Source organism: Flammeovirga pacifica (assembly GCF_000807855.2).
Lineage (GTDB): Bacteria > Bacteroidota > Bacteroidia > Cytophagales > Flammeovirgaceae > Flammeovirga > Flammeovirga pacifica.
On sequence record NZ_JRYR02000001.1, the window covers coordinates 4,876,596 to 4,885,426 of the forward strand.

8 protein-coding genes are annotated in these 8,831 nt (G+C 33.3%); 1 reads left to right on the plus strand and 7 read right to left on the minus strand.

Annotated elements, in window-relative coordinates; translation table 11 throughout:
- Nucleotides 1-122: 122 nt before the first annotated feature.
- The 5 genes from NH26_RS19455 to NH26_RS19475 all read right to left on the minus strand — a co-directional run bounded on the left by NH26_RS19455 (nucleotide 123) and on the right by NH26_RS19475 (nucleotide 5,563).
- Nucleotides 123-1,730, minus strand: a complete 1,608-nt coding sequence (locus NH26_RS19455) for an aminopeptidase P family protein (protein ID WP_044227198.1) — start codon at nucleotides 1,728-1,730, stop codon at nucleotides 123-125.
- Between the two features lie 73 nt (nucleotides 1,731-1,803).
- Nucleotides 1,804-3,348, minus strand: coding sequence for an acyl-CoA carboxylase subunit beta (locus tag NH26_RS19460; protein ID WP_044227201.1), 1,545 nt, complete (start codon nucleotides 3,346-3,348; stop codon nucleotides 1,804-1,806).
- Between the two features lie 168 nt (nucleotides 3,349-3,516).
- Nucleotides 3,517-4,179, minus strand: a complete 663-nt coding sequence (locus NH26_RS19465; RefSeq protein WP_044227203.1) for a head GIN domain-containing protein — start codon at nucleotides 4,177-4,179, stop codon at nucleotides 3,517-3,519.
- A gap of 91 nt (nucleotides 4,180-4,270) precedes the next feature.
- A complete protein-coding gene (locus tag NH26_RS19470) occupies nucleotides 4,271-4,846 on the minus strand; it encodes an outer membrane beta-barrel protein (protein WP_044227206.1) in 576 nt (191 codons plus the stop codon).
- A 138-nt stretch (nucleotides 4,847-4,984) separates the two neighbouring features.
- Entirely contained in the window at nucleotides 4,985-5,563 is a 579-nt protein-coding gene (locus tag NH26_RS19475; protein ID WP_044227209.1) for a porin family protein, read from the minus strand.
- Between the two features lie 142 nt (nucleotides 5,564-5,705).
- Between NH26_RS19475 and NH26_RS19480 the strand changes: the two genes are divergently transcribed.
- Complete coding sequence (locus tag NH26_RS19480) at nucleotides 5,706-6,842, plus strand: MBL fold metallo-hydrolase (RefSeq protein WP_044227212.1); 1,137 nt, start codon at nucleotides 5,706-5,708, stop codon at nucleotides 6,840-6,842.
- 34 nt (nucleotides 6,843-6,876) lie between these two features.
- Here the strand turns inward: NH26_RS19480 and NH26_RS19485 are convergent, their stop codons facing one another.
- Together NH26_RS19485 and NH26_RS19490 are read right to left on the minus strand one after the other, a co-directional pair.
- Entirely contained in the window at nucleotides 6,877-7,416 is a 540-nt protein-coding gene (locus tag NH26_RS19485; protein ID WP_044227215.1) for a hypothetical protein, read from the minus strand.
- A gap of 212 nt (nucleotides 7,417-7,628) precedes the next feature.
- Nucleotides 7,629-8,588, minus strand: a complete 960-nt coding sequence (locus NH26_RS19490; RefSeq protein WP_044227218.1) for a hypothetical protein — start codon at nucleotides 8,586-8,588, stop codon at nucleotides 7,629-7,631.
- Between the last annotated feature and the right edge of the window lie 243 nt (nucleotides 8,589-8,831).

Consider the following 8,831-nt stretch of genomic DNA (forward strand, 5'->3'; position numbering starts at 1 on the left):
TTTGTTTGAAAGAGGTGTTGAAACAAAGTAGTATGAAAACTATTAGGAATCTCATTTACACAATGACGCCTTTACACATTTAAAACAAGTATTTAATAAAATTATTGTGTTTGGTTGAATAATTATTCTAAATCAGGAAGCAGAAGTTGATTGAAGATACTTTCTTCTTCCATTAATTTTTCTATTTCTTCTATAGTTCTTGGTGCTCTCTCTGATAAATTTAAAGGTCCTTGAGGAGTGATCAAAATATCATCTTCAATTCTTACCCCAATACCCCACCATTTTTTATCACAATCACTATTTTGGGGGATATAAATACCGGGTTCTACAGTGACTACCATGTTATTTTTTAAAGTGGTGTAATGTCCTTTATCATGCACATCTAACCCAATATGATGCATTAAACCATGAGTAAAGTAAGAAGTGTAATACTCTGGCGAAGGAATAATTTTTAGCTTAGTTAACCCTTTTCCAATAATCTCTGTAGATTGGTCATAAATGGCAGTAAAAGAAGCTCCCTCTTTACACATCTCAATACATTTAGTTTGAGCTTCTAAGACAATTTCATAAATCAATTTCTGTTCTTTAGAAAACTTTCCATTTACAGGAATAGTACGAGTAACATCTGCTGTATAACCTCTATATTCGGCGCCGCAGTCCATTAATATCAACTCACCATCTTCTAGCTTTGGCTTATTATTGGAGGTGTAATGTAGCATACAGCCACTTTCTCCAGCACCTACAATACTTGGGTAGCCCACTGTTTTAGCACCGTATTTTTTATAGATGAATTCATGAATACCTTGTACTTCTCTTTCAGACATACCCGGCTTAATGGCTTTCATGACTTCAATCTGTCCTACCGCAGACATATCAGCGGCTTTGGTCAGAAGTTGGATCTCTTCGGTATCTTTTATCTGACGCAGATCAGACATTAAACTATCTAAGACATGAATAACAATATTGGTATTTGGTAATGTTTGAGCAATCTCTAATCTCTTTTCATTAGTAGGTGCTGATAGGTAGTTAATGATATTTTGATCCAATCGAAGAATGGTAGAATATCTCATTTGTTGCCCAATCATTTTAGCCACATTGGCCGCCTCTTGAAGAGAAGTTCTCTTCATAGCTTGATATATCTTTTCAGAGGATGGATTTAAGTATTTAGGATAGTTTACTTTTTCTTTAAACGAGGTGATTAGATCGTATAAATCATTGGAAGCATAAATATCATCTCTACTATCTCTTGGAGGATCAAAAGTGAGTACATAATCAAAAGAAGAGAAATCGATAGATAAATCGCTAAATTTTTCATTAGAAGCCACTGTAGTAATCAGTAAACTTTCTTTAGTGCCCTCTACACCTAAACGAGCACCATTCCACATTTCAGCATATTCATCCTTTGGTTGTACAAATAGCACTTCTTGTGTAGTATCACCTAAAACAGATGTTTTATTAGAGAATAAAAGTAGCACAGCATTTGGTTCTCTGTATCCAGTAAGATAGAACAAGTCTGGATCGGGATGATATTCAAAATTGACATCATTTGCTCTGTTTCTAATGGGGTTTGCAAAAAAGATGGCAACACTATTTTGGGGCATCTTTTTTATGAATGCATCTCTTTTATTTTTGTGTGATTGAGGCGATATATAATCCTTAGGTGCATGTTTGTACTGAGCGAAAAGAAAGTGGGAAGTACACAAAAGAAAAATGAAAGTAATAAATCGCATTCGTTCTGTATTAAGATAGGAAGTGTTGCATAAAAAAACGGTGACATGAAGAACACATCACCGTAATATAACTTTATAGAGGGATATTTCCATGTTTTTTCTTAGGAAGGTGATCCACTTTATTCGAAAGCATTTCAAAGGCAGAAATTAACCTTTCTCTTGTTTGTGCTGGAGTGATCACTTCATCAACATATCCTCTATGAGCAGCTTTGTAAGGATTGGCAAACTCATCGGTATATTGTTCAATTTTCTCTTGAAGTTTTTCTTCAGGATTTTTGGCTTCTTTTATTTCCTTTTTGAAAATAATTTCCGCAGCCCCTTGTGCACCCATTACAGCAATTTCAGCAGTAGGCCAAGCGTAATTTAGATCGGCCCCAATATGTTTGGAGTTCATCACATCGTAAGCACCACCATAAGCTTTTCTTGTAATCACAGTAATTCTAGGTACCGTTGCTTCACAGAAAGCGTACAATAGTTTTGCACCATTAGAGATAATTCCATTCCATTCCTGATCAGTACCTGGTAAGAATCCAGGAACGTCTTCAAATACTAATAATGGGATATTGAAGGCATCGCAAAAACGAACAAATCGGGCCGCTTTTTTAGACGCATTAATATCCAACACCCCAGCAAGCACAGCCGGTTGATTACCTACCACACCAATACTTCTACCTCCGATTTTAGCAAAACCAACCACTATGTTCTCTGCATAATCAGGATGAACTTCAAAAAATGTTTTATCATCTACACAACCTTCAACAACTTCTCTAATATCATAGGGTTGATTCGGGTTTTCTGGAACAATGGTATTCAGCTGAGGTCTACTTTCATCTTCCTGGAATTCATAAGGATAAATAGGAGCATCCTCTTCACAGTTTTGAGGTATATAGGATAACAGCTGTCTTATGTTTTTTAATGCAATAGCCTCGTTGGCTGCAGTAAAATGTGTAACACCACTTTTTGTAGAATGGGTGGATGCACCACCTAACGCCTCAGAAGTAACATCTTCTTGAGTGACAGTTTTTACTACATTAGGGCCGGTCACAAACATATAAGATGTTTGCTCTACCATCATAATAAAATCGGTGATAGCAGGAGAGTAAACGGCACCACCGGCACAAGGCCCCATAATACAAGAGATCTGTGGTATAACGCCAGAAGCCATGGTGTTTTTGAAAAATATATCAGCATACCCACCCAATGATTTTACACCTTCTTGAATACGGGCTCCTCCAGAATCGTTTAATCCAATAATTGGAGCTCCATTTTTCATGGCCATATCCATAATCTTACAGATTTTCTCGGCATGAGATTCAGATAAGGAGCCACCAAAAACGGTGAAATCTTGAGAAAATACATAGACTAATCTCCCGGCAACCTTTCCATAGCCAGTAACTACTCCATCGCCAAGGTAGTGTTCTTTATCTAATCCAAACTGAACTTCTCGATGTCTTACTAATTTCCCTACTTCATGAAAAGTACCTTCATCTAGGAACAATAATAAACGTTCTCGTGCAGTTAGTTTTCCTTTTTTATGTTGTGATGCTATTCTTTTTTCGCCTCCGCCTAACTCGGCCGAGCGATTCATTTCTTCTAATTCCTGAAGTTTATCTTTCATGTGTTTATTGAGGTGTTGTAATAGGATAGTTATTTTAATAGAAACTTAGACAAAAAATCGAAAAAATAAAAACCTGAGTTGATTGAAAAATAGATTTCGTTCAACTCAGGTTTCATGAGATGTATATTTATAAGAAGATAATCACCCCAAAAAGGGAACTAATAGAGATTAATTCTCTTCCATATTATTATAGTTTTTTACATTTCCAATGCCTGACGAGGTCACAACACATTTATTATAAGCATTCACTTTCATATTACCAATGCCTGTCCAATCAGCTTCAAGATCTCGGGCTATAAATTTTCTAGCATCAAAAGAACCCACTCCAGTTCCACTAAATTGAGCATTTTGTCCTTTCCCACTTAGTTCAACAGAACCCACTCCAGTCATATCTACATGTATTGTGGTGCATTCTAGGTTAAGTTTTAATTTACCTACCCCCGTATAATCAATGTCAAAATTATTAAACTTCATCAACCCTTCATTTTCAATATTTCCAGCAATAGCACATTCCATTTTTTCAAGGTTTTCGAAAGTGATATAAACAGTTAAATTCGTTTTATTAGAGTTTTTTGAATTATCATCTTCCTCTTGATTATTGATTATTAAAGTATTGTTTTTAACAGATACTTTTAGTTTATCAATGTCTTTTTGTTTTCCTTCTACATAAACATCATATTGATTTCCTTGTGTGAGTACAATATGATATCCTCCTGTTAATTCCATTTTATTAAAAGAATCTACAGTATAATTTTTCTTTACGTTTTTCTGACCGAAAATAGCTGAGGTACAAAAGAAGAAGACGATGATTGTATTGATAAAAAGTTTCATTATTTAGTTCTATGTTATAAAAATGATGGAAATTAAAATGTTATAAAGTAATGACTTGAAAAAATATGAATGGTTGCATAATGTATAAAAATTATTTTGAAAATTGATATACCATACCCATACTGAAGGAAGATAATTTTTCATCTTTTAGATATAATTCATCCCAATCTAACTGCATTTTTAAATGCTTAATTAGATGAATCCTTAACCCCAAACCATAAATTAAATGTGTAAAAGATTGTTCACTATGATAGCTTTTTGACGGTGAACTTTGTTGAGGAGATTTGATAATGACAACGTTAGTAATACTTTGACTGAAATAATAACCACCCTTCAATCTAAAGTCAATAATTTTCCATTGATAATGCCCTAACAAAGAAATGTCAAATCCTTTGTTTTCACTATTGATGTAGTAATTAGGGTATTTATCTTGATAAATCCCATTATTTCTATACCCGCCTTCAATTCCTAAATATTTTAATTGATACCCACCATATATTCTCCAAAAAGGAGTGGTTCCTTCTGTTTCAAAGTTGAAGTTTCCTACATCTACCATCGAATGTTGGAAATTACTAATGCCTACATTTCCGCCAAGATAAGATTGAGCTATGAGTACATTAGAGATAGTGAGTAAAGTGAATAGGGAAAGATAGTTTTTGAGTTTCATCTACATAAGATAAAAATAAATTCGATTGATATCAATACTTATCATTGTAGAAAGGGTATAAAAAAAGCGATCTTAACTCTAATTGAAGTTATAGATCGCTTTTTTATATACTCACCTGATACTGTGAGTTATATTCTCTTATTCTTGATCGCCGAAATGAAAAGCTGCACCAACACTAAGCATTGATAAATGGTTATCGCTACTCATGTCCATGTTTTCCCATTCTAATCTAAGTTCAAGTTTACCTAGTTCGACTCCTGCACCAAGACCCCACAATAATTTCGTGTTATTCTCGATTTCTGATACAGGTACTCCACCAGTAGAAGGGCCTGATACTGTATTATCGTATTTAGCAAAGAAAGCACCTAGTTTGCCATAAGCAAAGAAAGGTCCTCCTCTTAACGTACCTTTTGCAGCTACATCCCACCCAGTAATGGTTGATTCTAAAGAATGATTCGCATCATTGTCTGTAACTTTTCCTAGTGAACGATAGCCACCTTCAAGCCCTAAATGACGACTACCGAAACCACCGTAGAGTTTCCAAGCAAAAGCATTTTTGTCAAAAGTAAAATCGTTACCACTAATGTCCGTTAATTGATGATTGATAAATGAGTTACCAACATTACCGCCAATGTAAAAATCTTGAGCTTGTGATGTTGTGGTGTTTAACAGGAGAAAGCCTAAAACAAATGCAATAGATAATGATAGTTTTTTCATAGATGATAGATTATTGTTTGATTCTGTATTGTAGACAATCAAATTAACTTTTAAGACAATTTTTACTCAAAAAATTAATAAATGATAAATATGGATAAAGAATATCTTATATTCAAAACTCTAAAAAATCAAATCAAATATAATGTTTAAAAAAGGTCTGAGATTTATATCATATACTATATTATTTACAGTGTTATCCATAGCTGTTATCGGTTTTTTATTTCTAAACTTTAGTCCTGAATTTGGAGGGGCACATTCTACAGAAGATAAAGAAAGATATACTGCTTCAGGGCATTATAATGAAGAGGGGTTCTTTAATTTAGTTCCCACCTCACTAGATATGAATGTTGATAGTATTTGGGCCACATTAAATGATTATTTAGAAGGTGTGCCAAATCAGAGACCTTCGAGACCTTTAGATATTCTAAAAATTAATAAAGAAGAAATTGTCAACAACGATTCACTCACTAGAGTGACATGGTTTGGTCATTCTGCTTTTTTACTTGAAATAGATGATAAGAAGATTCTTTTAGACCCAATGTTAGGAGATGTTCCAGCACCTCATCCGTGGTTAGGAGAAAAAAGATACTATGAGGAACTGCCTATTAGTATAAAAGATATGCCACATATTGATGCAGTTTTTATATCACATGACCATTATGATCATTTGGACTATGGTAGTATTATGCAACTAAATGATAAGGTAGACGATTTCTTTGTTCCCTTAGGTGTGGGTGCTCATTTTAAAGAGTGGGGGATAGAAACAGAAAGAATTCATGAAATGAATTGGTGGGAGGACACTAAGTACAAGCAATTAGATATTGTTTTTACACCCTCTAGACATTTTTCTGGTAGAGGATTAACAGACAGAAATGCTACACTTTGGGGTTCATGGATAGTAAAAGGAATAAGACATACTATATATTTTAGTGGGGATGGAGGGTACGCCGATCACTTTAAAGAAATTGGACAAAAATATGGTCCTTTTGATTTAGCCATGATGGAATGTGGTCAGTACAATCAAAAGTGGGGGCAAATACATATGATGCCTGAACAAACTGCCCAAGCAGCTGTAGATGTGAAAGCGAAGTTGTTAGTTCCAATTCATTGGGGAGCATTTACGTTAGCACTTCATTCGTGGACGGACCCAGCAATTCGAGTCACTAAAAAAGCGAAAGAACTAAACATGCCTATCACGACACCTCAAATTGGAGAGCCAATTATTATAGGTAGAAAAAATTACCCTATTAGTAGGTGGTGGGAAAAATACGATCAATAAAAAATAAGGGTGTAATCATTTACACCCTTATTTTTTATTGATCTTTAATTTGCCATGAAGAATATGGAGAATGTCCTCCATCTTGAGTACGTAGGATTAGCGCTGCACTACAGTAGTTGCAATCAAAAAACTGGTCTTTGAAATACGATTCATGATTTACAATTGCTTCTTTTGAGGATCTAATAAAACCAAGTTCAACTTCATAATCTTTAGAGAAAAATCTTGCTCTTTTTGGATAAAAAATACACTTACACTTTCTTCCATTAATAAACTGTAATACAATATCCAGAGCAAGCTGAACAACTTCTCTATAATCATGTGTTTTTGACAACTCAAGCTTAGGCAACATAGAAGCAATATGATTCATTTTATCATATTCTTGTCTTGAAAATCCCAAATTGTCAATTTGTCCCACAATTACTGATGCATTCCGTATTTTTTCAGGTTCATTCTCCTCAAAAATTTCAACTATAGCCTGTTTTAATTCATTTCTATATTCCTGAAATTTAGTTGGCGAGGTTTTCTTTAATTCAATATACTTTCGAATAACCTGATAATTATATCCTATTTCCATATTCTTATTTTATCGAAAAATAATCACTTTATCATTCATTTGGTCATTATCATGTCAGTAATATACATTTATCATCAGATCAGTATAATCTGTAATTCACTTTAATTTTGCACGTTATCTAAGAATTTAATCTTATCGTTTACGGCATGTGGGGAATGAATCCTAACTTGATGACTAAACTACGTGAGCGGTTGTGTCAACGTTATTGGAGTTTAGTTACTGTTATGTGTTGTATATTTTTTTAATTTTTGATATAAAGTTGATTTCTTACGATCCTTTATTACCCGTTTTGCAAAACTATAAAAATTCTCTGTTGATTCCTCCTTTAAGTATTTCTCATAAACTAGATTTTCGGCTGACAGATATACTAAATCAATAGTATTTTTTTCGTTCATAAAGTTAATATCTATAACTCCATAGAAGTATGATTTCTTGATGCTTAAATGCTTAATTGGTTCTAGAATGTTTGAAATTATATATGGCTTTTCATATGTTCTTATTATTGTTTCATAAATAATTTCTTCATATTCTGAAGGGATAAAAAACGAATACAAATAAGATGAATTGAGTAATAAATCTAGTTCTTTATATTCTCCCAATCCATATAAACTTTTTATTCGTTCATTTAAGTGTGGTACTAATGTTTTCACATCTGATTCGAAATCTTCAGGATAACTTTTACATGAATCTAAAAACGTTAAAGCTTGATTATACTTCTGTTCTTCTAATGATATTCTTGCAAGGTTTAAAAAGGAGTTATGTTTTAGAGTTTTTTCTGTAATAGTTACATTAAAAACTAAAGGTTTACTATTCGATTCTAAAAATAATCTTTTAGTGTGTGACAAATAAAATATTTCATTTGAATGAATCACTCTATTATTGTATTCTTTTGATTTTAAATGATCTTTTTGAAGATATAAACTTCCTAGTCTATTTAAAATAAAGAGCTTATATGTACTTCCAGGAAAGTCTTTTAAAAGCTGCTTATATATAGATATTAATCTTTTTTCTAAGACTATTTTTTGATTGACTGTTAACTCTAATTCTATATCAGAAAATAACTCTTCTTCGATTGCTTGAGCATAATAAATTCCTACAGAATCTGATACAAATGATTGACCATATACTGGTATGCCAAATATTAATAATAGAAGTATTATTTGATGGTACATTTAGTCTAATTGAAATGCTTGATTGTATAACCCACAACGGTGAATACATAGAATGTGCCGACTAGAAGGAGTGCAAGATCTTATGTATATTGTGTGTGCCCAAAATGGACACAGCCTTATTTTATTTTAAAGATATAATAATCTTCTAGAGGGTGCAAGTCCCTTATGTGCGGGGTACGATCCCGAAGCATTAGCAAGTGACAAGGTGGTTTTCCGTGAGGAATGCACTAAGTCAAACCAAAC

Excerpts from the sequence above, each read along its gene's own strand:
- NH26_RS19455 (WP_044227198.1), bottom strand. The coding sequence starts at position 1,730 with ATGCGATTTATTACTTTCATTTTTCTTTTGTGTACTTCCCACTTTCTT.
- NH26_RS19460 (WP_044227201.1), bottom strand. The coding sequence starts at position 3,348 with ATGAAAGATAAACTTCAGGAATTAGAAGAAATGAATCGCTCGGCCGAG.
- NH26_RS19465 (WP_044227203.1), bottom strand. The coding sequence starts at position 4,179 with ATGAAACTTTTTATCAATACAATCATCGTCTTCTTCTTTTGTACCTCA.
- NH26_RS19470 (WP_044227206.1), bottom strand. The coding sequence starts at position 4,846 with ATGAAACTCAAAAACTATCTTTCCCTATTCACTTTACTCACTATCTCT.
- NH26_RS19475 (WP_044227209.1), bottom strand. The coding sequence starts at position 5,563 with ATGAAAAAACTATCATTATCTATTGCATTTGTTTTAGGCTTTCTCCTG.
- NH26_RS19480 (WP_044227212.1), top strand. The coding sequence starts at position 5,706 with ATGTTTAAAAAAGGTCTGAGATTTATATCATATACTATATTATTTACA.
- NH26_RS19485 (WP_044227215.1), bottom strand. The coding sequence starts at position 7,416 with ATGGAAATAGGATATAATTATCAGGTTATTCGAAAGTATATTGAATTA.
- NH26_RS19490 (WP_044227218.1), bottom strand. The coding sequence starts at position 8,588 with ATGTACCATCAAATAATACTTCTATTATTAATATTTGGCATACCAGTA.